Source organism: Terrimonas alba (genome assembly GCF_042434975.1).
In the GTDB taxonomy this organism is placed as follows: Bacteria; Bacteroidota; Bacteroidia; order Chitinophagales; family Chitinophagaceae; genus Terrimonas_B; species Terrimonas_B alba.
In genome coordinates, this window is sequence record NZ_JBHMQM010000005.1 from 217,012 (window position 1) to 241,330 (window position 24,319).

The following is a 24,319-nucleotide window of genomic DNA, read 5'->3' on the forward strand; positions in this document are numbered from 1 at the left end:
TACTATTTAGAAGTGTCATTTTTTTGGATAGGAAAATTAGCCCAAAAATGTCCATCACGGGCTATCAGGGCATCGGAATCTTCGGGTCCCCAGCTATTGGGGCCATAGTTAGGAAAATCTACTGGTGGCCGTTTCTGCCAGGCCTCTAATAAAGGCGTAATCACTTCCCACGCGGCTTCTACCTGGTCGGCTCGCATGAACAAAGTTTGGTTTCCTTCAATCACATCTTCCAATAATGTTTCGTAAGCTTCCGGCTCCTGGTCATCAAACGTGTCCTTATAGCTAAATACCATGTCAACAGGGTTCAACACCATTTCTGTGCCGGGTCGCTTGGCCTGGAAGCGGATGCGGATATCCATTTGCGGTTGAATACTAAATGTCAGCCTGTTTGGCCGCCAGGTATCTGCAGCTTCCGGCGGAAATGAATAATGAGGAGCTTCTTTAAATTGAATGGTAATGGAAGTTGTCTTTTCATGCATTCGTTTACCGGTTCGGATATAGAAAGGAACATTTTTCCAACGCCAGTTATCTACATAGAATTTAGCAGCTACAAATGTTTCGATGGGTGAATTTGTCGCAACACTTTTTTCCTGCTGATAGCCTGGAACTTCCTGTCCTTTTATCCATCCTGCCGCATACTGACCGCGGACAGCATTTTCATGCACATCTTCCGTACTGATTTTGCGGATCGCTGTCAGCACATCCACTTTTTTATTTCTTATTTCATTTGAATCGAATGAAGTGGGCGGTTCCATGGCGATCATACAAAGCAATTGTAAAGCGTGGTTTTGAACCATATCCCTTAAGGCTCCCGCCTGTTCATAATAACCACCTCTGTCTTCTACGCCAACCGTTTCAGCAGCTGTTATTTGTACATGGTCAATATAATGATTGTTCCAGATAGGTTCAAACATGGCGTTGGCAAAACGGAAAGCAAGGATATTCTGCACTGTTTCCTTACCCAGGTAGTGATCGATACGGAATATCTGCTCTTCTTTGAACATGCCACTCAACAACTGGTTCAGATCATGTGCACTTTTCAGATCGTGTCCAAATGGTTTTTCAAAAACAATCCGGGTATGCTGCGAGTCATCGCAAATTTTTTGCTCTGATAGCTTTTTAGCAATAGAAGGAGCAAGCTGTGGAGCTACGGCGAGATAAAATAAAAGATTAGGCATCACACCCCATTCCTTATTCTTCTCGTTGGCCCATTCATACATTTTTTTATACGACTCGTCATTGGTAAGATCCATTACGTGATAAGAAATAAGTGGTGCAAAAGAAGGCCACTTTTCTTCTATCTTTTCTTTGCGCCGTGAAAACTGCTTGATTCCATCCAGGAGTTTATTTCGGTAATCGTCAATGTTTGGAAAAGGTGTACGACCAACTCCGATCACCATAAATTTTTCAGGGAGTTGTTCGTCGAGATAAAGATTGTAAATAGCTGGTATAAGCTTGCGATTGGCGAGATCACCACTGCCGCCGAAAATAAAAAGTATAGTAGGGGGTAAATTTGTTTTCTTTTCCATTTATCAATAAGTATTAGAATCTCAAATCATGTTATGAACAGTTGCCGGTTACTCATTACATCCGGTTTTTCACCATTCAGTATGAAAGCTCCCTTCCTTGTCAATGCGCTGGTACGTATGGGCGCCAAAAAAATCCCGCTGGGCTTGTATCAGGTTTGTCGCCATTCGCTCACTGGTATATGCATCCAGGTAAGCAAGAGCACTCATTAGCCCTGCCGCAGGAATTCTTGCTGCCGCAAATTGTTGCACCATTTTCCTTAACCCGGCCTGTTTCTTTTTAACGATAGCGGCGATTTTTTTATCCAGTAAAATATTAACCAGAGAGGAATTCTTTTTAAATGCAGCTGTAAAAATTTCCAGCTGCGCTGAACGAATAATACAGCCGCCCCGCCATATTTTCACCACATCTTTCATCGGGATATCCATTTGTCTTTCTACTGATGCTTTGTGAAGCATCGAGAATCCTTGTGCATAAGCAATTAAAGTAGCGGCGTATAAGGCATCATGTAGTTGCAGCAACAGTTTTTCTTTATTGCTGACAAAGCTTTTCGTCTTAGGCTTGTACAAGGCGGCGGCTTGCACCCTTTCATCCTTATAGCCTGAAATATCTCTCATGGCAACCGCCATATCAATGGTTGGTAACGGCACGGGCAGGTTCATTGCTTCCTGCGAGGTCCATTTACCGGTACCTTTTGAACCGGCTTTATCCAAAATAATATCAACGAGGCTATTGCCGGTCAGCTCATCCTTTTTAGGAAAGATGGCTGCGGTTATTTCAACCAGGAACGACTGCAATTCGCCGTCATTCCATTTTGTAAAAACAGTATGCATCTCGTCATTACTGAGTTCCAGGCCACGTTTCATAAAATCGTAAACCTCACTGATCATTTGCATGATGGCATATTCAATACCATTATGCACCATTTTTACATAGTGGCCCGCAGCATTTTTACCCATATAAGCTACACAGGGCTCATTATTTACTTTAGCTGATACTGCTTCAAGAATAGGTTTTACATGGTCCCATGCTTCTACATCTCCCCCCGGCATAATACTCGGGCCCCGTCTTGCGCCTTCTTCACCGCCACTGACACCCATTCCCATGAAATGAATTTTTTTATCTTCTACATATTTTACCCGGTTAAGGGTATCGGTGAAATGGGAGTTGCCGCCATCGATAATAATATCACCCTCTTGTAATAGGGGCAGTAAGTCCTTAATCACTGAATCGACTATTGGCCCTGCCGGTACAAGTAACATAATTTTCCGGGGGCTTTTAAGTTCAGCAATCATCTCCTCCATGGAGTTAACGCCTTTTACGGTAGTGCCTTCCGTGGCTGAATCTTCCAGTAGTCTCGTTTTTGCGGCATCTTTATCGAAGCCAATCGCCGAAAATCCATGATCTGCAATATTTAACAAAAGGTTGCGGCCCATAGTACCCAGGCCTACCATACCGAAATCGTAAGATGCCATATTACTAAAATTAGGGTCGCAAGTTAGGCACAAATTGTAAAAAGCTTCTCGTGACAGGGTTACGTATGTTTGTTTTTCGGCCTAATCGATAGATTTAACGGTCATGGTACCTCATAAATCGCATTTAACTGATTCCCTTGGTTAATATTCATTAATTTTACACCCCAATATTTTATTTTGTTATGAGTGATGTGATTACAGCCCCAACCCTAACCGCTAAAGATTTCGCAACCGACCAGGAAGTAAGATGGTGCCCCGGATGTGGTGATTATTCTATTTTGGCACAGGTTCAGAAAGTGATGCCGACCCTTGGAATTCCAAGAGAAAATATTGTAATTGTCTCAGGTATTGGATGTAGCAGCCGGTTCCCTTATTATATGAATACCTATGGCATGCATTCGATCCACGGTCGTGCCACAGCTATTGCGTCGGGATTAAAAGCCAGTCGACCGGAACTGAGTGTGTGGATTGTAAGCGGTGATGGGGATAGCCTCAGCATTGGCGGCAATCACACTATTCACTTGCTACGCCGCAATTTCAACGTGAACCTTTTAGTATTCAACAACCAGATTTATGGATTGACAAAAGGACAATACTCTCCTACTTCCGAGGAGAATAAGGTCACCAAGTCAACCCCGTTTGGAAGCATTGACCATCCTTTTAATCCTTTGGCACTGGCGATGGGTGCTGATGCCAGTTTCGTGGCCCGCACCATGGATCGTGATCCGAAACATTTACAGGCCATGCTGCTTAGGACTCACCAGCATAAGGGAGCTTCTTTTCTCGAGATATATCAAAACTGCAATATTTTTAATGACGGAGCCTTTGAAATTTTTACTGAAAAAAGCAGCAAGGCACAGGAAACGCTGTTTTTAGAACAAGGCAAGCCGCTTGTCTTCGGTGCTGCGAGTGATAAGGGGATTAAGCTGGATGGATTTACACCCAAAGTGGTGGACCTCAACAATGGTCACAGTGCTGATGATCTGTGGGTGCATGATGAAAAAGATATTTATAAAGCCCAGATATTGACCCGCATTTTTGATGATCCCAAAATGGAAGGTCATTTGCCAAGACCATTTGGCGTATTTTATCAGAATGACAGACCTTGCTACGAGGATCAAATGCAATTGCAACTGGAAAATGCTGTTGCCGGCAAACCAGCTGATTTAGATAAACTATTAAGAGGAAAAGAAGTTTGGACGATACAGTAAATGGCATCATTCAATTTTTAACTCAAATGGTTTTGCCAAAGTTTGTTGACCATCGGGCAGTTGTACAATAATGGAAGAGAATAAAACCACGTCATCTTTTTGGAGGTTCTTAAATGCGTTATAAATCTCCTCATTGAACAAATTTCCTTCACAGCTTTTGAAGAAGATCAGTTGTTTGTTTTTTATTATCGTTACTGAGTAGCTTTTAACCGAATACTTAATATTTATTGATAAATGAGGAGGCGGGCTTGCTCCTACTCCTTGTTGTACGTTTAAAGCTCCTTTTGTTATCGATCCGCCATACAATCCACCTACTATTGCGACAGGATCAGGCAGATTTCTTACTGGAAGATAAAATTCACCAATCTTTCGAATCTTCTTTCCTATTTTTTTGGACACAATAATTTTTGAATCTGCTACCTTGTCTGGCTTGAAAGTATAATAGTTACAAGACTCTTTTGTTATAGCGCCATTATCGGTGAAAAGAATCCCAGAGTCACAAGAAACTCCTTCAACTATACACATTAAGTTGTTATCAGCTCCCAGATAGACGGCAGTAGAAGTCGGCCACATGACAGAAATTGAAGTCTTTTGCGAATAAGCAGTCAGATGAATGAGAAGAACAAATAGATTTAAAATAAGAGCTCTATTCATGAGAGCGTTTAAGAGAATTAACGCTATGCCTTATATCAAATTGTCAAGCATTCGATATTTCTCTCTCCGCATTTTCAAAAATCTTTCTCTTTTTATTTTCATACCACCACCCCGGCATTGTCTTTTTCATCAGGGTATCAATGCTGCGCATGCCAAATAAATTCCAGGCTCCTTTTAATTTGCCGCTCAATGATGGATGCAGTGCCCGTAAACTCATCGCAAATCCGCTGTCAAGATATTCCATATGATGCCAATAACCGGCCGGCATGAATAAGGTATCGCCCGGTTCGAGGATGAAATCAAAACCTTCAGCCAATTTTAAAGCAGGGAATCGTGTATAATCCGGGGAACCATTGCCTTCATAATAATGAGAAAAATCAGCGAGGCTTAATACTTCAAAAGGCTTTCGGTACAATTTGTATTGTTCTTTAAACGGAAACATCAGCACTCTTTTTCTGCCGGCAAACTGCGTATGCAAAATATGTGACATGTCAATATCAAAATGCATATGTGTAATGCTGGTAGCGCCGCCGGTAAAAAGCATAGGGTATTTTTTTACAAAGCCCTTCATCAGGTGTTCGGGCCACGTAAAATCATCGATCAGCTGAGGTGCATGATCAAAAATATTAAACAGGAATATTCGCCAGCCGGCAGGTCCTTTTCGGATCATATCAATATACTCGCCAAATGTTTTATAGTCATCCGCCTTATTGATCGGCGTGTAGGCATCGCTTTTAATATTGTTATAAAGAGGAACTCTTTTATCGCCAACCAATTCTTTGAAATAATCCCAGTTCCACTTGGTATAAGCAGGCCACTCTTGCGCAAGATTTTTTATTACTATTGGGGCACCTGGTTGATAAAAATCTTTTTTAAAAACTCCAGGCTCAATAGAATCGACCGTAACCACCGGCTTTAAAAGCATAACAGTGACGTTTTAACAAAGATAAAATTAAGGGTAAATATAAAGTGTCGGCTCCTGATCAATTAACATATTTCGCAAAACACTTGTAGCTTTATGTGATGTAAAGGTTAATTGTTGTTTCAATCTATGTTATTGCACATTCATCCACAAAATCCGCAACCCAGGCAAATTAAGACTGTCGTTGAAAGTTTAGAAAGAGGAGGAGTTATTATATATCCAACCGATACTATATATGGTCTTGGTTGCGATATCTTGCAACACAGAGCGATTGAAAGAATTTGCCGGATAAAAAATGTAGACCCTAAAAAAGCTCAGCTTTCTTTTATCTGTTCCGACCTGAGTCATTTAAGTGACTATGCCAAGCAACTTTCCACGGTCACTTACCGATTGTTGAAGGAATACCTGCCCGGTCCTTACACTTTTATTTTGCCTGCCAGTAAAATGGTTCCGAAAATTTTGCAAAGTAAAAAAGACACGATCGGATTACGTATTCCGGCAAATAATATTGCCCAGGCTATCATTAATCAATTGGGTCGGCCAATACTGAGCGCATCGTTACCAGGAGAAATGGTAGAGGATTATACAGACCCTGAAATAATGCACGAAAATTTTATGCGGGAAGTTGACATGGTCATTGACGGCGGTATTGGCGGCATTGTTCCATCGACAGTTGTTGATTGTACAGGAACTGAGCCAATAGTGATAAGAGAAGGTTTGGGGGAGTGGAATGGATAGTGTAATTGTTTAATCCTCTTCATCAAAAAGTTCAAATTGTTCCGACATCAGCCGGAAGCTTTTGCGGTGATATTTACACAGTCCATGTTCTTCAATGGCATTGCGGTGAAAAGGGGTACCGTAACCCTTGTTGTTCTTCCAATGATAAACAGGAAATTCATCATGCAACTGCTCCATATATTCATCCCTGTAAGTTTTGGCCAGGACGCTGGCCGCAGCAATACTGGCATACTCCCCATCGCCTTTAATAATGCAATGATGTGGTATTTTGGGATAAGTTGTGAAACGGTTACCATCAATCAGCAATAAACCGGGTCGCTGTGTTAATTGAGCAATCGCCAGGTGCATTGCTTTAAAAGAAGCTTTTAAAATATTGATGGTATCGATTTCGTTGTTGTCAACAAACGACACGGCATAGCTGATAGCCTGCTGCTCTATGACAGGGCGCAATTCATTTCGTTCTTCTACTGTCAGCTTTTTTGAATCATCCAACAAAGGATGACAAAAATCTTTTGGTAAAATAACTGCCGCGGCGAACACCGGTCCTGCAAAGCAGCCGCGTCCCGCTTCGTCACAGCCTGCTTCAATTAAAACGTCCTGGTAGAATGATTTCAGCATCGTCAAAAAGTCAAGGCGAAAATAAACCAGCCTACCTGTAATTCGGACAAATAGCGTTAAATATTATTCCACAAAAATTGCCCTTCGCAAACCAACAGAACTACCTTTGCACCCGCTATGCATAATGAACTAACGCAACCCCGTTCTTCACGCCCCGTAGCGATCTGGCTGCTCACCGGCGTTTTTATGATTATCATCCAGGTATTGCTGGGAGGAATAACTAGGTTAACTGGTTCCGGCCTTTCCATTACAGAATGGAAGCCTATTATGGGAGCCTTACCGCCCATGAATGAACAGGACTGGATGGCTGCTTTTGAGAAATATCAACAGATTGCGCAATATAAATACCTCAACTACCATTTCACTCTTGCTGATTTTAAATTTATTTTTTTCTGGGAATGGTTTCACAGGCTTTGGGCAAGATTGATCGGTGTAGTTTTTATTATCCCTTTTATTATTTTCATTATTCAAAAAAGATTTAAAAGGGAAATGATCCGGCCGCTGATCATCCTGTTTTTATTAGGTGGATTGCAGGGGCTTGTGGGTTGGATCATGGTGCAAAGTGGATTGGATGATTCGGAGTTATTATATGTAAGCCATTATAAGTTGGCGATTCATTTCATTTTTGCCCTGGTTCTTTTATGTTACACATTATGGTTTGCATTAAAATTATTAGTACCTGCCTCTCAAATCACCTACGATAGCAAATTAAGAAGCTTCACCGGCTGGTTGATCGCTTTACTGACCTTGCAATTAATATACGGTGCCTTTATGGCCGGGCTGAAGGCAGCAACTGCTGCACCTACCTGGCCGTCTATGAATGGCGTATGGTGGCCCGTTAATATTCATTCATTTGGCAATCGTGAGTTTGCTGGCATTCGCTTTTTAGTGGACCACCCTTTAGTCATTCATTTTATCCATCGCAATCTCGCTTACATCATCACTATTCTTTTATTTATATGGAGCTGGCAGGCGTTTAAAATAAAGACTGCTTATTTATTGAGCAGAACAAGGATTTTGCCGTTGCTTTTAGTGCTTGTGCAGGTTATACTTGGAATATTATCTGTTTTATATTCACCTTATCAATACAGCTTTCTCTGGCTGGCTGTGGCTCATCAATTTGTTGCCATGTTGTTACTATTAGCGTTGCTGTGGATGTTTTTTATCATTCGTAGTGAGAAAAATCGTTTAACATAAATTAGAGAAAAGCCTGTTTGCATTGCTGGCTTTAAATAGTATTTTTAAGCATCACCAGTTAACTTTTTCATGAAAGTTTGGCTAAGAGGCTTTTATTATTCATTTCCTATTCAACTTTTATTCCTGCACTTCAGGAAATACCAGGTCTTATTACTTTTTTGGGTTATTCTTTTTGCGGTTGTGAACAGTAGTTTCATGAATACATTCGGCGCCGACTCACTTTACCTGGCACCGGAATACCTCGGCAATGTGAATTCAATAAGTGCGGCACTGGTGGGTGCGTCGATAGGCATGTTTATCATGAGCTGGAATATCAGTACGTTTGTTTTGTTCAGCCGGAACTTCAGATTTTTGGCTGCCACCACCAATCCGTTTTTGAAGTATTGCATTAATAACTCGGTTATTCCTATTCTTTTTATCCTATTCTATTTTTTTAATGCGTACAAGTTTACCCGGTACAAAGAACTGACTTCAAATGTGGAGATTCTTTTTTTAGCCGGCGGATTTATCAGTGGCCTTGCCCTGGTGTTGGCCATTTCGTTTATTTATTTTTTCCGGGCCGATAAGTCGATCTTAAGACGGATGATGCCGGTTATCAACAATCCAGGTGAATACATCACTCATCTTAGGCCTGCAAAAGAAGTTTCTTATGATGAAAGTCTTATTCATGTAGAATGGTATTTTGACTCACCTGTTCGTTTGCGGCCAACAAGAGACGTAAGGCACTACACGCCACAGTTTGTAGAATCTTTGTTCAAGCGGCATCACTTTGCAGCCATCATGTGTGTGTTTTTTGCCTTTATACTGTTGATCGGTATCGGCTTTTTTCTGGACTCACCTTTTTTTCAGATCCCCGCCGCAGCCAGTATTACGATTTTCTTTTCCATTCTTATCGGCGTAGCGGGTGCATTTTCTTACTTTTTGCAGAGCTGGAGCATTCCCTATCTTTTATTGTTGCTGATTGCGCTGAATTTTTTTTATAAAAAGGACTGGATTGATCCACGCAACAAAGCCTATGGAATCAATTATCAAAATAAAAAAGAAAGGCCTTCTTATTCAAAGGGAGGCTTAATGACCTTATGTACCAGGGAAAAGGTAGAAGCTGATCGTCAGAATATGATCAGCATTTTGGAAAAATGGAAAATGAAACAGGATAGTGCAAAACCTTTATTGGTGTTGTTAAACACCAGCGGCGGTGGTCATCGGAGCGCCACATTCACCATGAGCATGTTACAACATTTGGACAGTCTTACGCATGGCGCCATCATGAAAAAAATCTTTCTTATCAATGGTGCATCAGGTGGTATGATCGGTGCTACTTATTTCCGCGAATTGTTTTTACAACGATTAAACGGAAAAGCCATTAACCTGCAGGATGAAAAATACGTGGATGATATTGCCAGTGATGTGTTAAATCCTTTATTCTCTTCATTTGTGGCAAGAGATCTTATTGCACCTGCACAAAAGTTTAAAGTAAACGATTATACCTATGTTAAAGACAGGGGATATGCTTTTGAACAGAAGCTTAACATGAACACCAGGGGAGTTCTCAATAAGCAAATAAAAGACTATGCGGCCGATGAAAAGGAGGCAAATATTCCATTGATCTTTTATAATTCCGTAGTAACACGAGATAGTCGTAAACTCATCATCAGTACTCAGCCCGTAAGTTTTATGATGCAGGGCTGGCAGGATACCAGTCGCATACCCGAAATGGATCCTGATGTAATTGACTTTGGTGCTTTTTTTAAAAACCAGGATCCTTACAATTTGAGAATTCTTACGGCACTTCGTATGAATGCAACATTCCCCGTTGTGTTACCGAATGTATGGCTGCCGTCTAACCCGGTAATAGATGTAATGGATGCCGGCCTGCGTGATAATTATGGCCAGGAAACATCACTCCGCTTCCTGGAAGCGTTCGATGGCTGGATAAAAGAAAATACCAGTGGCGTTTTAATTATACAAATAAGAGATCGCAGTCCCGGTGGCTGGGAATTCCCATATATGTCAGATGATATTACCGATCATGCAACCAAACCGTTTTTGTTGCTGCAGCACAACTGGTTTAAAATGATGGAATATTTTCAAAACGATATGCTGAGCTACTATAGCGAACATCCGGGCAGAACCGTTCACAAAGTTTTATTCCAGTATGCTTCGGATAATGAAGAGAACAAAGCGGCGCTAAACTTTCACCTTAGTAAAAGGGAGAAAAAGGACATTACTATATCAGTTAACTCTTCTGCAAATGCCAGGAGTTTCAGGGAGCTAAAGCGATTATTAAATATTCAATAGAATGTTTTTAATTCAACGGCTGTATCAGCCTGAAACATTTCTTCCTGATTTCAATTTTTAGTTTTTCAGGAGTTTCTGCAGGATCACCATCAATGTGCATAGGCGCATGGCTTTTATTTTTGATAACAATCTCCTTGGTTTGAAAATAAATAATAGGCTGATCCAGGGAGCTCTCTACCTTTTTTAATTTACCGGCAAATATTTGTTTTACCAGGTTGTACAACAATATTGGCTTTGCTGATTTTTTTACGATCACGATATCCAGCAGGCCATCAGCCAGCAGGGCTTTTGGGGCGATGGTAAAATTATTGCCAAACTGGTTGCTATTGGCAATGCTGATAAAAAATGCTTCGGTCGAGAACTCCATTCCATTGCTTTCAATAGAAAACTCGTAAGGAGAAATGGAGAAAAAATTTTTGCTGACAAGCGTCGCATAGGTTTTTAATCCCCGTTTGGGTTGATGGGCAAATTCATGCGCCACTTTGGCATCAAAACCTACCCCGCAAAGCATACAAGCAAATTGTTTGTTGACATAAAAGCCGTCAATAGCTGATGCCTTACCACTGAAAATGACATCGAGTGCCTTAGCCGGTTGTTTGGAAATTTTTGCTGCCAATGCCAGGCCATTGCCGGATCCGCAGGGGATAATACCAAAGTTTACATCTTCATTCATGAGGCTGCTTACCACCTGGCTTACTGTACCATCGCCACCGGCTATTACTACATCTGTAATTTTTTCTTCTTTAATAATGGATTGAAGAAAGGAATAATCACCACTTGCTACTGATGGAAATATATGATAGGGAATTCCCTTTTCTTTTGTTTTTTGTTCAACAAATTGCTGGAGATCTTTTTTGGTTCGGGTTCCGGAAATAGGATTGATAATATAGATAATACGCTGCTGCATTCTTTTTCTTAGATCAAGAGGGCACAAATGTACTTCTCACAAATGAATTGCACCAGTAATAATAAACAGAAGACTATCTCAGTTTTTCAATTGATGAACTACCACCTGATCAATGCGCTACCCCAGGTGAATCCACTGCCGAAGGCTGCCAGGCAAACCAGGTCGCCTTCCTGTATTTTTCCTTGCTCCCAGGCTTCACATAAGGCAATCGGAATGGATGCCGCCGTGGTGTTGCCGTATTTATCAATGTTATTGTACACCTGGTCATCCTTTAATCCCAATTTTTGCTGCACAAATTGGGCGATGCGAAGATTGGCCTGGTGTGGGATGAGGACACCTATATCGGCGGGCTGAAGGCTATTGGCCGTTAATGCCTCCATAATTACTTCGGGAAATTTTACAACGGCTTTTTTAAAAACGGTGGGGCCATCCATATTGGGAAAGTTTTGCGCTTTGTCAATCATAGAATGACTCATGAACATATCGCCAATTTCAGCCTTGTTAAAATCGGCTAGCGATTCATTGGTCCAATGGTTTGCATGTGTACCGGGATTAAACATCGCCAGTATCTCGGCACTTTCTCCATCGCTGTGCAGGTGAGTGCTCAGAATGCCGTGGTTAGGTGTATCTGTTGGTTGTAATACTACCGCTCCGGCGCCATCGCCAAATATCACTGATACATTTCTGCCGCGGGTGCTAAAGTCGAGGCCAAAAGAATGTTTTTCGCTACCTATCACCAGGATGTTTTTATACATACCTGTCTTTATAAACTGATCGGCTACGCTGAGGGCATAAATAAAGCCACTGCATTGATTTCTTACATCCAAAGCGCCGATCTCTTTCATCTTCATGGCCCGTTGCAGCAATACGCCGCAACCAGGAAAATAATAATCGGGTGATAAGGTGGCAAAGACGATAAAGTCAACATCCTGTGGCGTAATACCCGCCCTTTCAATCGCAATTTTTGATGCCTCAATACCCATGGTAGCAGTTGTTTCCCGGGTGCGATCAGCATATCTTCTTTCTTTTATACCAGTCCTTTCCTGTATCCATTCATCACTGGTGTCCATATATTTTGTGAGATCATTGTTGGTAACAACATTCGATGGAACATACATTCCTATACCGGCAATCCTGGAACGGGGCATGACGAGCTTATTTAGAGCAATTTAGCAAATACGGGCAAATTGTACCTGTTTCACTGCGAATCGCTGCACCCGCAACATTTATAGCACGATATTTTCTAATCTTAGAATAACATCCTTATGGTATAGTATAAGCTTGTAGTAAATGCAGGAACAACGAGTAAAGCAAAAGACCTGGAAGCGTGTCAGCAAATTTGTGTTGAAAACTGTGATGTGGATTTTTTTCCTCATCCTGCTAGTTTTTATTTTAATACTGACTCCCCCTGTTCAAAGCTTTATCCGGAAAAAAGTTGTCACCTACCTGGAGAATACGCTGGATACCAGGATTGAAGTAGGAAGAATTTACATTGGCTTACCTAAAAATATTGTACTGGAAAATATTTATGTAGAAGACCGTCAAAAGGATACATTGCTTTCCGGTGAAAAAATAAAGGCAGATCTAAACATCTGGCGGTTGATTACCAAAAACGAGGTTGATATCAGGAGTGTTTCATTAAATAACATTACCGCTAAAGTAAAAAGACAGTTGCCCGACACCGTTTTTAATTTCCAGTTTATTATCGATGCCTTTGCTACAAAAAGTTCTTCACCCGCAACTAGTGCTGATACTACTTCTGCTACTGCTATTAATATAGGCTATGTTGAATTGAACAAGATAAGAGTTTTGTACAATGATGTGATCACTGGCAGTGATATGGAGGCCTGGCTTGATCACCTGGATACAAGAGTGAAGAGGTTTGATCCTGCAAAGTTGTTGTTTGATGTTCCTAAAACAAATATCAGTGGGTTAACAGCCCGGATATACCAGGTAAAACCCTTGGCAAAACCGGAGCCTGAAGCCAAAGACATGCTGGAAGCGAAACAACCTAATCCCCTTGAACTCGCTTTTAGTGAAGTAAACCTTGAAAAAATAAAACTTGATTTCAGAAACGATGTCTCCGCGACTTATGCAACGGTTGACATGGGACGATTAAATGTGCAATCAAACAATATCGACCTGGACAACCGCATCATCAACCTGGAGAATATTGTGTTGAATAAATCCACCACTTCTATCAGGCTGGGTAAAAAGCAAGAAGCCAAGGTCGTCATCAAAGAAGTAAAACAGGAAGCCAAAAGCCAGGTAGAAGCAGGCTGGCGCATACAGGTAAAATCATTGGATATTACTGATAACAATTTCCAATTTGACAATGATAACAATCCTAAAGTGGCGAAGGGAATGGACTATGCTCACCTGAAAGCCGATGCTTTAACAGTAAAGGCAAGTAACATTTTGCTCGATGTAGACTCAATGGCCGCTACAATCAGTAAAGCTGGTTTTAGGGAGAAAAGTGGTTTTGTCCTGAATGATTTGCAAACCGAATTTATCTATACCGATAAAGAGATACACCTGCATGATCTTTACCTGGAAACACCCGGCACGGCGTTAAAAAGGTCCGTCACCATTCGCTATGCATCACTGGAATCGTTAAAAAACGACATTGGTAATATGTATGTTGATTTCGATTTGCAGGATAGCAAAGTGTTGGTAAAAGATGTATTGACCTTCGTTCCTGAATTGAGCCAGCAACCCGCCTTCGCTTATCCTGGTGCGGTATGGTACGTAAACAGCCGCATCAATGGCCGCATTAACGAACTGAATATTGACGAACTGCAATTGCAGGGATTGAGAGATACGAAGGTGGATATAGCTGGAAAGATTAGCGGCCTGCCGGCAATGAAAAATATGGTGGCTGATCTCAATATCCGCAATATCAGCAGTTCAAAAAGAGACATAGATCTTTTTATTCCCAAAAATATACTGCCTGCTACAATTACACTTCCGCCCAGGTTTAATGCCAATGGTGCAATCAAAGGGAATAACACACAAATGAACACTGATCTTGCTGTCAATACAGATTTGGGCAATGCAACAATTAAAGGAAGATTTAGCCAGTTAGACGATCCGAAGCATATAGGTTATAATGCGAAAATTGAGACGAGATCACTACAATTAGGAACAATAATCCAGGACAAAGAAATGTTCGGACCTGTGTCAGCTTCCGTTACAGCAAAGGGAATGGGGTTTGATCCAAAAACGGTGGACGCCGCTTTTGATGGAATTATTCATTCAGCATACATTAATCAATACACTTACAAAGATGTCCGCTTCAATGGAGATATTGCTAATCAAAAAGCCAATATAAATGCAGCCATTACCGATCCTAATATTCATTTTGCGTTGAATGCTACAGCAGATCTTAGTACAGAATTCCCTGCCTTGCAAGTGAATGGTATGGTCGATAGTTTAAAATTGCAGCCGCTTCATTTCGCTACTGCCCCGATTATTTTTAGGGGAAAGGTGGATGCCGACTTCCCGGTGTCTGATCCCAATGATCTGCAGGGTAAGTTGCTGGTCACAGAATCAGTGATCGTTCAAAATAATCAACGATTACAATTGGACACTATACAAGTCTTGGCTAATCACAGTGACAAGGGACATTCCCTGCAGCTACAAAGTGATGTTATGTCTGCAAAGCTGGAGGGACAATATCGATTGACCGAAGTAGGAACTATTTTTCAACAAGCCATTCAACCTTATTTTGCAATCGGCCCTGTAAATACTACCAAAGTAAGCCAGCCATACGATTTCACCTTAAACGCTTATGTGTTGGATAATCCCGCGTTAAAGGCGATCGTTCCTTCCCTGCAGCGAATCGATTCCGTTTCGGTACAAAGCCATTTCTCAAGTCAATCAGGATGGTCGGCAAAAGTAGAAGCTCCTGCATTGGATATCGGCCCTAATAAATTGAGAAATTTTGTACTCAATGCCGGTACGGGCAATAATGCTATCCAGCTTTCAGCGACTGCAAAAAGTTTTTCCAGCGGAAAAAGCATGGTATTGGACAACACAACCGTTCATGCACTGATTGCGAATAATAACATTGACTTTAGTCTTAATATAAAAGACAGCCAGGCAAAAGATAAGTACAATATAAAAGGCCTGTTTCAACAACCCTCCAACGGTATTTACCAGTTTGCCATAAAACCGGATAGCTTATTATTGAATTATGATACATGGTCTGTTGCAGGAAACAACAAAATCATTTATGGAAAAGATGGAGTAAATGCCAGCAACTTTATTTTGAGTAAAAATGGTCAGAAACTGACCATCAACAGTGTTTCCGCCAGCGCCAATGCACCGATGGATGTGGTATTCGATCAATTCAAGCTGGCAACACTCACAGGTTTTGTCAATACAGATTCCACGTTTGCTGACGGAACAATAAACGGTAAGATCACCTTTAATGATCTTTCGAAAGAACCGGTATTCATCGGGGATTTAACCGTAACAGACCTGAGTATAAAAACGGATACGGTAGGAAATGTAAAATTGCTTGTCAATAATCAAAAGCCAGATGTATATAGTGCTGATATTACGCTTAGTGGCCGTGGCAATAACGTGAAGCTAACAGGAGACTATTTTGTAAAACCGGTTGAGAGCAATTTTGATTTTTTACTGGATATTAAAGAGCTGCCAATGACAACTGCCCAGGCTTTTTCCGATGGAATGATCAAAGAAGCCTCAGGCTCTGTTAACGGTAAGTTTATGGTAAAAGGAACGATGGCAAGGCCGCTCATCAATGGTGACCTTCATTTTAATAAAGCTGAATTTAATTACAGCCAGTTCAATAACCGCTTCAGCATTGACCAGGAAAAAATTAATGTAACGGAAGGTGGTTTTCGCTTTGACCGGTTTGCCGTCAAAGATTCCGCCGGCAATTCGTTGATGATCGATGGTATAGCCGGTACGGATAATTTTATCAACTACAATTTTGATATGCGGATAAGGGCAAATGATTTCCGCATTTTAAACAGTACCAAAAAAGATAACAAGCTTTTTTATGGACAACTGTATGTTAATACTAATATGACGATAAAGGGTACAGAAGAAGCTCCTGCTATCGATGGCCGGCTGGTGGTGAACGATAAAACCAACATGACTGTAGTAATACCCCAGCAGGAACCAGGCGTAGTAGATCGTGAAGGTATTGTAGAGTTTGTAGACATGGATCAGCCGGTAAATGATTCTTTGTTCTTATTGGCGTATGATTCGCTAAACACAAGTTCTTTCACAGGAATGGATATTACTACCAATATCGAAATAGAAAAAGAAGCAGCATTCAATATCATTATTGATGAAGGCAATGGTGATTTTTTAAATGTAAAAGGAGAAGCCTTATTAGTAGGCGGCATTGATCCCAGTGGTAAGGTTACATTAACGGGCTCATATGAATTGGAGGAGGGAACCTACAATCTTAGTTTCAATTTTATTCGCCGCAAGTTCAATATTCAAAAAGGAAGCAAAATTATCTGGGAAGGCGCTCCCACAGAAGCTTCCGTTGATATTGAAGCGATATATGTCGCCAACACGGCCCCGCTTGATTTGGTAAAAAATCAATTGGATTCTGCTTCTGCTTTTGAAAGAAATACCTACCTGCAGAAACTTCCTTTCGATGTCCATTTGAAAATGGAGGGAGAGTTGTTGAAGCCGCAGATAAGCTTTGATATCATTTTACCGGAGAATAAAAGTTATGTAGTAGGCGGTGAAATTATTACGAATGTAAGAACAAGGCTTGACCAGCTGCGGCAGGATCCTGGTGAAATGAATAAACAGGTTTTCTCACTCCTTTTATTAAACAGGTTTATGGCCGACAATCCTTTCCAGGGCAGTGGCGAAGTTCTTAATCCTTCCGTATTTGCAAGACAAAGTGTAAGTAAACTTTTAACTGAACAATTGAATCGCCTGGCAGATGACCTGATATCTGGTGTTGACTTGAATTTTGATGTATTGTCATCAGAAGATTATACAACAGGGCAGCGAAGAGACAGAACCGATCTGAATGTTGGTATTTCCAAGCAATTGTTGAACGATCGTCTTACAGTTTCAGTAGGAAGCAATTTTGAACTGGAAGGGCCGCAAAATTCCAGGCAGCAATCCAGTAATATCGCCAGTAATGTCGCCCTTGATTATCGGGTAAGTCGTGACAACCGGTATTTGTTAAGAGCCTATCGGAAGAACGAATACCAGGGGGTGATCGATGGGTATATTATTGAAACCGGGGTGGCATTTATCATTACCGTGGATTATAACCGTTTTAGAGAAATATTTATTTCAGTAAGAGAAAGACAAAAACGGCGGGAGCAGAGAAGGAAACAAAGAGAATTGGAAATGCAACAAAAGGCTGCCGCAGCTGCTGACAGCACTACGTCAACAAATAATCAATAGAATGCGGGGCAGGAATTATTTCATAAGTATCATCATTGTTTCAATCCTGGCATCTTGCAGTGCTACTAAAAAGGTGCCGCCAGGCGATGCACTTTATATGGGCGCCACGGTTGACCTGGAAGCGCCGGGCTCAAGACCAGGTTTAAAAAAAGAGTTGCGAAGCGAACTCATTTCACTTACCCGTCCAAAACCTAATCAGCGAGTATTGGGAATACCCTTTAAACTCTTATTCAACAACAATAAGCTGTTAAGAAAAAAGATGGGTGAACCTCCCGTCTTACTAAGCTCAGTAAATATCGACCATAATGTAAAGGTGTTGCGGAGCAATTTAGAAAATCGCGGCTATTTTCATGCACAGGTGCAGGGAGATACAACGGTAAAAAGAAAAAGGGGACGGGCTATTTACACAGTACAGGCGGGCGAAAGATATTTTATCAACAAGGTCGAATATATACAGGATACAAGTGCTGTGTTGCAAAAAACGATCAATGAGTCGTCAGCAAAAACTTTTTTGAAAGCCGGTGATCCTTTTGATCTGGCAGTGATCAAAGGAGAGAGAGAAAGAATAGATGCCTATCTGAAAGAAAGAGGCTTTTATTATTTTGATCCTGACTTTCTGATTATACAAGCAGACAGCACTGTTGGAGGTCATAAGGTGGACCTGTATGTAAAAATAAAACCCGAAACACCTGTTCAGGCAAGAGAGGTTTATACCATTAATGATGTTTTTATTTATCCCCGCTACCGGTTGCGGCCAACAGCAGGTGACACATCTAAAGCTTATGCGGTGTTTTACGCTGGCTATTATCTTGTTGACTCGCAAAAATTGTATAAGCCAAAGTTATTTGAACGAACCATGCAGTTTGACCCCGGTGATGTTTATAACCGTACCGACCACGGTCAAACTATCAGCCGGCTGGTAAATCTCGATCTTTTCAAGTTTGTAAAAAACAGGTTTGAACCCGTACCCGGAATCGATTCGGCAAAACTCAATGCCTATTATTATCTCACGCCGTTCCCCAAAAAATCGATAAAAGGTGAGATTAATGCTAATACCAAATCAAATAACCTTACCGGTTCGTCAATTACGATTGGTTGGCGCAACCGGAATACATTGCGCAGTGGTGAACTCTTTACGGTTGATGCGACCGGCGGGTTTGAAGTACAGGCAGGTGGCCAGTTTCGTGGGTTTAATACTTTCCGCTATGGCATTGAAGCAAACTTCGTTGTTCCCCGGTTTATCTTTCTTAAGTTGAATCCAAAGGGCAGCTTCGTACCCAAAACAAAGTTTCTGTTAGGCTATGATCTTTTGACCAAGCAAAAGCTCTACACGATGCAATCGTTTCGGGCCGGGCTGGGATATAACTGGCAACAAACACTTCAAAAAGAACACCAGTTCAATTTCATCAGCATTAACTATGTGCAACCACTTTTGATAACTGATATATATAAAGACAGTGCAGATAATAACCCAACATTGTTGAAGGCGGTAGAAAGGCAGTTTATTTTGGGCACCAACTATAACTACAATTATAACCAATTGCAGGGGAAGCCTGCCATGAGTGGTGGTTTATATTTCAATGGTAATGTTGATCTGTCAGGAAATGTAGCTGGCCTATTGTCCGGCGCCGACGCTAAGAGTGGAAAGGTAAAGGAGATATTCAAGGCGCCATTTTCTCAATACATAAGGTTGGAAGCAGATAACCGCTATTACAGCAAATTGTCAAAGACCGCGGTGTGGGCCAACCGACTTATCCTGGGCTTTGGCCTGCCTTATGGCAACTCACTTCAGCTGCCTTATATCAAACAATTTTTTGTGGGTGGAACCAATAGCATCCGTGCATTTCGCAGCCGCTTTATCGGTCCGGGCACTTATAAAGACACCGCTATTACCACTTTCCTGCCCGATCAGTCAGGCGATATAAAGCTTGAACTGAATACGGAGTTGAGAAAAAAGTTAAGTGGCTTTTTACACGGCGCATTGTTTATCGATGCCGGTAATATCTGGCTTTATAATGATGAGCCATTAAAGCCCGGCGCTAAATTCACGGGCAAGTTTTTGAAGGAAATGGCAGTGGGAGGTGGTGTCGGCTTACGGTTTGATATATCCTTCCTTGTTGTCAGGCTGGACGTGGCCATTCCTTTCCGCAAACCCTGGCTGCCGCAAGGAAAGCGCTGGGTGTTTAATCAATTTGATTTTAGGAGTTCTGCATGGCGAAAGGAAAATATCATCTTCAACTTAGGAATTGGCTATCCATTCTAAGGAACGATCATCCTGGCAAAAGCTTGGTGTAAACCGGTAATCGTTGTATTAACTCCTGTAATTCGTAAAATGGCGATAAGGTGCTTTCGGAGAATTACCATTTTACTGGTAAAAAGTAAATTTTTTGCGCCAATCATTTGAATAAAGAAAAATCATGAACCACCTTTGTATTGTTGATCACGTATCCATCCTTCCACTGAAAAAACCAATTGATTTTCCAATATCTTATTATCAATCCATACCTGTGAAGACAAAAAATTGAGCTCTGTTGAGTAAGATCATTTGATAAAGGCCGGCATCCCCGGTCTTTATTTATTTAATCAGTTTTTTAAATACAGGTAAATTCTTTTACATTCTTATATCCATCACTTTATGATGAATGCGGCTTTCCTCCGCCATAAAACACATGATATGGCTCTCAATGGAAGCATCAATAGTGGAGGTTAACAAGTTGGGGTTATGCTGTGCTACAGCCTGTATCCAATCCGATACCATACGCCAGTCTCCACCACCATGTCCTTCATTTTTATAGTTGTTGACTTCGTTTGTTTTGGTATGATAGATCCTGGATTTATTGGTGCGAAAGTCATATATCTTAAATTGGTTCATATCGCCTTCCAGGTAGCCCATGCTTCCCATTACCCGGGTGCGACGACCACCCCATGGTGTAAAGGCCTCCATATTGAATGTGGCTGTGATACCATCATCAAACAAGATATTCGTGGTATAATGATCGCATTGATCATTTTCCATTCGATACACACACCGGCCGTAGTTGGTAGTTTTTAGGTAGTTCAAAATAGCCGCGTCCTGCTTTTTCTTTTCTTTTGGCAGATCAAAGACGTATGTTCTTTGTCTTTCGCGGTAATAAATTTTCAATGCAGAATAAGGACATTTGTTTTCGATACCACAACCATCCGTACATCTTTCCTTGCTGCCTTGTGGTGCATTTTCTTTTTTAAACCATTTCAGGTTGCCAAAGGCCTGTATTTTTTTTGAATCTTTTCCCAGCATCCATTTTAAAACATCAAGATCATGGCATGATTTGGCAAGAATGATGGGTGTTGTTTCCTTGCTATTGTGCCAGTTGCCGCGGACATAAGAATGACTCATGTGCACATGATCGATCGGTTCCAAATGCTGCAGGCTGATAATATCGCCTATAGTTCCGGATTGAATCAATTCTCTTAGTTTGATAAAATAGGGGGCATAACGCAGTACATGGCACACGGCCACAATACGGCCGGTTTTTTTAGTCAGTTCTAAAATATCACGACATTCCTTTTCACTGGGTGAAATAGGTTTTTCCAGCAATACATCATAGCCTTGCCGCAAAGCTTCCATACAAGGTTCATAATGCAATTGATCCGGGGTGCTAATAATAACGGCATCCGCAAATTTTGGCTTTGAAAAAACCTCTTTCCAGTTGTTGAAACAATTGGTCCGGGAAATAGTATGTTTTACAGCAAAACTTTCATTTCGCAGGTGATTAGGATCTGCTACGCCAATGATGTTTAATTGCTCAGGATATTCAATGGCGTAGTCACCATACACATTTCCCCTGGCGCCTGCGCCTAATACAATAGCCGTTACCGGTTTTGCTAATTGCTTATAAAGCGGATTATCGGGAAGAATAAGGGGCTCACCCGTTTCATTTTTTGCCCAAAGAGAAAATGGGAAAAAACTAGTACCGATGCTAATGCCAAATCGCTTTAATATGTTTCGCCTGGACCAGCGGGATGAATCCATAGTGTAAAGGTTTACTGACAAGTGCCAACAAAGTTATTTAGCTAACCATCATCGTACCAAAAAATGAGGAGAATTTTAATACAGGTCCTGCATCAAATTATTAATTATATTGGGAAGTAACTTCTGCTTATGAATCAGCCTTCCCAACGTTTCCTGGCTCTTGACATATTCCGTGGCATGACGGTTTGTTTTATGATTATCGTTAATACGGCTGGAAATGGTGATACTACCTATGCTCCCCTCCAGCATGCTCAGTGGCATGGGTTTACGCCGACAGATCTTGTGTTTCCTTCTTTTATGTTTGCGGTGGGTAATGCCATGGCGTTCGCAATGATAAAATGGGAAAAGCTTTCACAAAAACAGGTGCTGGTAAAAATATTTAAAAGAACATTGATCATTTTCCTGCTGGGCTTCCTGATGTATTGGTTTCCCTTTGTTCATTACAACGAGCAGCACCAACTGGTTGGTAATCCTTTTAATCATACAAGAGTGATGGGTGTGCTGCAGCGTATTGCACTCGGTTATTGCTTTGCTTCTTTGATGGTTTATTACCTAAAACCAAGACAGGTATTTGGATTATCAATTGCTTTCTTATTAGTTTATTGGTTCATTTTGTTATTGTTTGGTGAAGCTGGTGATCCCTATGATAAGTTGACCAACGCCGGAACAAAACTCGATCTATGGTTGTTGGGTTCTGATCATCTCTACCATGGCGGGGGTGTGGCTTTCGATCCCGAAGGAATTTTAAGTACTCTCCCTGCTATTGCAAACGTAACATTTGGCTGGTTTGCCGGCCGATGGCTACAGTTGAAGGGAAAGGAATATGAAGGTTTAACCAAGTTATTGCTGGCCGGAGTTGTGGCGATAGCATTGGCCCTGTTGTGGAATCCATTTTTCCCAATCAATAAAAAACTGTGGACGGGCAGTTTTGTATTGCTTACCGTAGGGATTGACTGTGTTATTCTCGCCGCCCTGATCTATATCACAGATTTTATGCAAAAAAGAAAATGGGCTTATTTCTTTGAAGTATTTGGAAGAAACCCTTTGTTTATTTACCTCGTTTCGGAGTTGCTGGCAATACTCTTATGGTTTTTTGGTGTTGGCAAAAATTACCAGCCCTTGTATCAATGGATCTTTGAAAACATTTTCAGTCATACCGGCATGTATTTCGGTTCTTTTCTTTTTGCCGTTAGTTTTATGCTACTGTGCTGGCTGATTGGGTATATAATGGACAAAAAGAAAATCTATGTCAGGGTTTGATCAGGGGTTGACGGGCGGCAGGTGCAATATTTCTTTTCCAAATTTTTCACACTCATTGATGACGGTTTGTACGTCCTTCGATTTTATGTAGGATCCTATTACATGATCGCCAGTATTGATGGTCGCAACTTCCCGTTTTAAACTATCGGGAGTGCCTAGTTGCCGAAACATTCTTTTCATAGCGGACACTTTTACCACTTTGTCCTGGTGTTCTTCATCTTTATAGTAATAAAGCAGGAGGGTGGGTTGTTTCACTTTTTCAAAAATGGAGGCTTTCATAGTAGTTTCCAGCAATTCTTCCAGTTCAACGGTTGATTCCATCCGGTACCTGTTGTACCAATATTTTTTATACATGGCTGTTGTATCACTGCTTGTATTGTATTTGCCTTTGATCAATCTTGCAACCTGTAATCCCCAATGATTATTTAACACCCAGGCATTAGGGTCATTGATGGCAATATTGGGCGAAAGAAGGATAAGGCCAGCTATTTCGGGAAATTCGGTAGCAAGTTTCAGCGCCAGGGTTCCTCCTGTAGATGTGCCAATGACAATCACCTTTTTCCCGATTTGCTTTCCAATTGCATAAGCCTCCTTGGCAGAGTTCCAAAGCTTTTCAGCCGTCAGGCTGACCATTGCTTCCGGCGTATCAATCCCGTGTTCAGCAAGCCGGGATAAATAAAGGTTGCAACCAAATGTTTTGGCAAATTGCTGATGCACCGGATCACCTTCTTCCTGGCTGGCTGAAAATCCGTGGAGATAGACGACGGCATAATCTGATTTGGTTTTTGCTGAATCATTAAACCAAACTATCCTGGCCTCGTTATCGGGTTTTAATTTAAGTTTTGATTCCCTGAAAGCAATATGTTTTTCGATTGCCAAAGGGTCAGCAGGAATCCCCGGAAGATGATTATCATATTTTGGAAGCGGCGGCCTTGGGCCAAGAAAATAGGCGATGATCAATAGTAATAGAATGATCCCTAGCCATTTAACAAATTTCATCGGAGCTATTTTTATAAAACTACATTAAAACCCCGTTTTTAACAGGTTAAGCCCTGATTAATTATTCGTTTCGTTTGCTCCCCCCGT

The 24,319-nt window shown here is 41.3% G+C and carries 16 protein-coding genes; 7 read left to right on the forward strand and 9 right to left on the reverse strand.

Annotated elements, in window-relative coordinates; translation table 11 throughout:
* Positions 1-2: 2 nt before the first annotated feature.
* Both zwf and gnd read right to left on the reverse strand, forming a co-directional pair.
* A complete protein-coding gene (zwf, locus tag ACFEL9_RS15865) occupies positions 3-1,529 on the reverse strand; it encodes a glucose-6-phosphate dehydrogenase (protein WP_385891989.1) in 1,527 nt (508 codons plus the stop codon).
* A gap of 69 nt (positions 1,530-1,598) precedes the next feature.
* Positions 1,599-3,002, reverse strand: coding sequence for an NADP-dependent phosphogluconate dehydrogenase (gnd, locus tag ACFEL9_RS15870; protein WP_385891991.1), 1,404 nt, complete (start codon positions 3,000-3,002; stop codon positions 1,599-1,601).
* A gap of 182 nt (positions 3,003-3,184) precedes the next feature.
* Between gnd and ACFEL9_RS15875 the strand changes: the two genes are divergently transcribed.
* Entirely contained in the window at positions 3,185-4,213 is a 1,029-nt protein-coding gene (locus ACFEL9_RS15875) for a 2-oxoacid:ferredoxin oxidoreductase subunit beta (RefSeq protein WP_385891994.1), read from the forward strand.
* 6 nt (positions 4,214-4,219) lie between these two features.
* Here the strand turns inward: ACFEL9_RS15875 and ACFEL9_RS15880 are convergent, their stop codons facing one another.
* Both ACFEL9_RS15880 and ACFEL9_RS15885 read right to left on the reverse strand, forming a co-directional pair.
* Positions 4,220-4,867: a GldM family protein gene (locus ACFEL9_RS15880; protein WP_385891996.1), complete on the reverse strand. Its 648-nt coding sequence runs from the start codon at positions 4,865-4,867 to the stop codon at positions 4,220-4,222.
* Positions 4,868-4,910: 43 nt separating this feature from the next.
* Positions 4,911-5,792 carry a cupin-like domain-containing protein gene (locus ACFEL9_RS15885; protein WP_385891999.1) on the reverse strand — a complete coding sequence of 294 codons (882 nt, stop codon included), beginning with the start codon at positions 5,790-5,792 and terminating at the stop codon, positions 4,911-4,913.
* 126 nt (positions 5,793-5,918) lie between these two features.
* Here ACFEL9_RS15885 and ACFEL9_RS15890 point away from each other — a divergent pair, with 126 nt between their 5' ends.
* Positions 5,919-6,527: an L-threonylcarbamoyladenylate synthase gene (locus tag ACFEL9_RS15890; protein WP_385892000.1), complete on the forward strand. Its 609-nt coding sequence runs from the start codon at positions 5,919-5,921 to the stop codon at positions 6,525-6,527.
* Between the two features lie 9 nt (positions 6,528-6,536).
* On the opposite strand, the gene rnhB is transcribed toward ACFEL9_RS15890, so the two are convergent.
* Positions 6,537-7,145, reverse strand: a complete 609-nt coding sequence (rnhB, locus tag ACFEL9_RS15895; protein WP_385892003.1) for a ribonuclease HII — start codon at positions 7,143-7,145, stop codon at positions 6,537-6,539.
* Positions 7,146-7,262: 117 nt separating this feature from the next.
* On the opposite strand from rnhB, the gene ACFEL9_RS15900 reads away from it, so the two are divergent.
* Positions 7,263-8,342 (forward strand): COX15/CtaA family protein, encoded by a 1,080-nt coding sequence (locus ACFEL9_RS15900; RefSeq protein WP_385892005.1) that lies wholly within the window; start codon positions 7,263-7,265, stop codon positions 8,340-8,342.
* A 69-nt stretch (positions 8,343-8,411) separates the two neighbouring features.
* Entirely contained in the window at positions 8,412-10,640 is a 2,229-nt protein-coding gene (locus ACFEL9_RS15905) for a hypothetical protein (protein WP_385892007.1), read from the forward strand.
* Positions 10,641-10,647: 7 nt separating this feature from the next.
* On the opposite strand, the gene ACFEL9_RS15910 is transcribed toward ACFEL9_RS15905, so the two are convergent.
* Entirely contained in the window at positions 10,648-11,547 is a 900-nt protein-coding gene (locus ACFEL9_RS15910; protein ID WP_385892010.1) for a diacylglycerol/lipid kinase family protein, read from the reverse strand.
* Between the two features lie 98 nt (positions 11,548-11,645).
* Positions 11,646-12,695, reverse strand: a complete 1,050-nt coding sequence (locus tag ACFEL9_RS15915; protein WP_385892013.1) for a 3-oxoacyl-ACP synthase III family protein — start codon at positions 12,693-12,695, stop codon at positions 11,646-11,648.
* Between the two features lie 142 nt (positions 12,696-12,837).
* Here ACFEL9_RS15915 and ACFEL9_RS15920 point away from each other — a divergent pair, with 142 nt between their 5' ends.
* Positions 12,838-17,961: a translocation/assembly module TamB domain-containing protein gene (locus ACFEL9_RS15920; protein WP_385892015.1), complete on the forward strand. Its 5,124-nt coding sequence runs from the start codon at positions 12,838-12,840 to the stop codon at positions 17,959-17,961.
* A 1-nt stretch (position 17,962) separates the two neighbouring features.
* A complete protein-coding gene (gene tamL / locus ACFEL9_RS15925; protein WP_385892018.1) occupies positions 17,963-20,224 on the forward strand; it encodes a translocation and assembly module lipoprotein TamL in 2,262 nt (753 codons plus the stop codon).
* A 348-nt stretch (positions 20,225-20,572) separates the two neighbouring features.
* Here tamL and ACFEL9_RS15930 read toward each other — a convergent pair whose 3' ends face one another.
* Complete coding sequence (locus ACFEL9_RS15930; protein WP_385892020.1) at positions 20,573-21,973, reverse strand: Gfo/Idh/MocA family protein; 1,401 nt, start codon at positions 21,971-21,973, stop codon at positions 20,573-20,575.
* A 129-nt stretch (positions 21,974-22,102) separates the two neighbouring features.
* Between ACFEL9_RS15930 and ACFEL9_RS15935 the strand changes: the two genes are divergently transcribed.
* A complete protein-coding gene (locus tag ACFEL9_RS15935; RefSeq protein ID WP_385892022.1) occupies positions 22,103-23,233 on the forward strand; it encodes an acyltransferase family protein in 1,131 nt (376 codons plus the stop codon).
* Here the strand turns inward: ACFEL9_RS15935 and ACFEL9_RS15940 are convergent, their stop codons facing one another.
* On the reverse strand, positions 23,234-24,232 hold the full coding sequence (locus ACFEL9_RS15940; protein WP_385892024.1) for an alpha/beta hydrolase: 999 nt from the start codon (positions 24,230-24,232) through the stop codon (positions 23,234-23,236).
* Positions 24,233-24,319 lie beyond the last annotated feature (87 nt).

Bases quoted from the DNA above. Each gene is read 5' to 3' on its own strand.
- zwf (WP_385891989.1), bottom strand. From the start codon at position 1,529: ATGGAAAAGAAAACAAATTTACCCCCTACTATACTTTTTATTTTCGGC.
- gnd (WP_385891991.1), bottom strand. From the start codon at position 3,002: ATGGCATCTTACGATTTCGGTATGGTAGGCCTGGGTACTATGGGCCGC.
- ACFEL9_RS15875 (WP_385891994.1), top strand. From the start codon at position 3,185: ATGAGTGATGTGATTACAGCCCCAACCCTAACCGCTAAAGATTTCGCA.
- ACFEL9_RS15880 (WP_385891996.1), bottom strand. From the start codon at position 4,867: ATGAATAGAGCTCTTATTTTAAATCTATTTGTTCTTCTCATTCATCTG.
- ACFEL9_RS15885 (WP_385891999.1), bottom strand. From the start codon at position 5,792: ATGCTTTTAAAGCCGGTGGTTACGGTCGATTCTATTGAGCCTGGAGTT.
- ACFEL9_RS15890 (WP_385892000.1), top strand. From the start codon at position 5,919: ATGTTATTGCACATTCATCCACAAAATCCGCAACCCAGGCAAATTAAG.
- rnhB (WP_385892003.1), bottom strand. From the start codon at position 7,145: ATGCTGAAATCATTCTACCAGGACGTTTTAATTGAAGCAGGCTGTGAC.
- ACFEL9_RS15900 (WP_385892005.1), top strand. From the start codon at position 7,263: ATGCATAATGAACTAACGCAACCCCGTTCTTCACGCCCCGTAGCGATC.
- ACFEL9_RS15905 (WP_385892007.1), top strand. From the start codon at position 8,412: ATGAAAGTTTGGCTAAGAGGCTTTTATTATTCATTTCCTATTCAACTT.
- ACFEL9_RS15910 (WP_385892010.1), bottom strand. From the start codon at position 11,547: ATGCAGCAGCGTATTATCTATATTATCAATCCTATTTCCGGAACCCGA.
- ACFEL9_RS15915 (WP_385892013.1), bottom strand. From the start codon at position 12,695: ATGCCCCGTTCCAGGATTGCCGGTATAGGAATGTATGTTCCATCGAAT.
- ACFEL9_RS15920 (WP_385892015.1), top strand. From the start codon at position 12,838: ATGCAGGAACAACGAGTAAAGCAAAAGACCTGGAAGCGTGTCAGCAAA.
- tamL (WP_385892018.1), top strand. From the start codon at position 17,963: ATGCGGGGCAGGAATTATTTCATAAGTATCATCATTGTTTCAATCCTG.
- ACFEL9_RS15930 (WP_385892020.1), bottom strand. From the start codon at position 21,973: ATGGATTCATCCCGCTGGTCCAGGCGAAACATATTAAAGCGATTTGGC.
- ACFEL9_RS15935 (WP_385892022.1), top strand. From the start codon at position 22,103: ATGAATCAGCCTTCCCAACGTTTCCTGGCTCTTGACATATTCCGTGGC.
- ACFEL9_RS15940 (WP_385892024.1), bottom strand. From the start codon at position 24,232: ATGAAATTTGTTAAATGGCTAGGGATCATTCTATTACTATTGATCATC.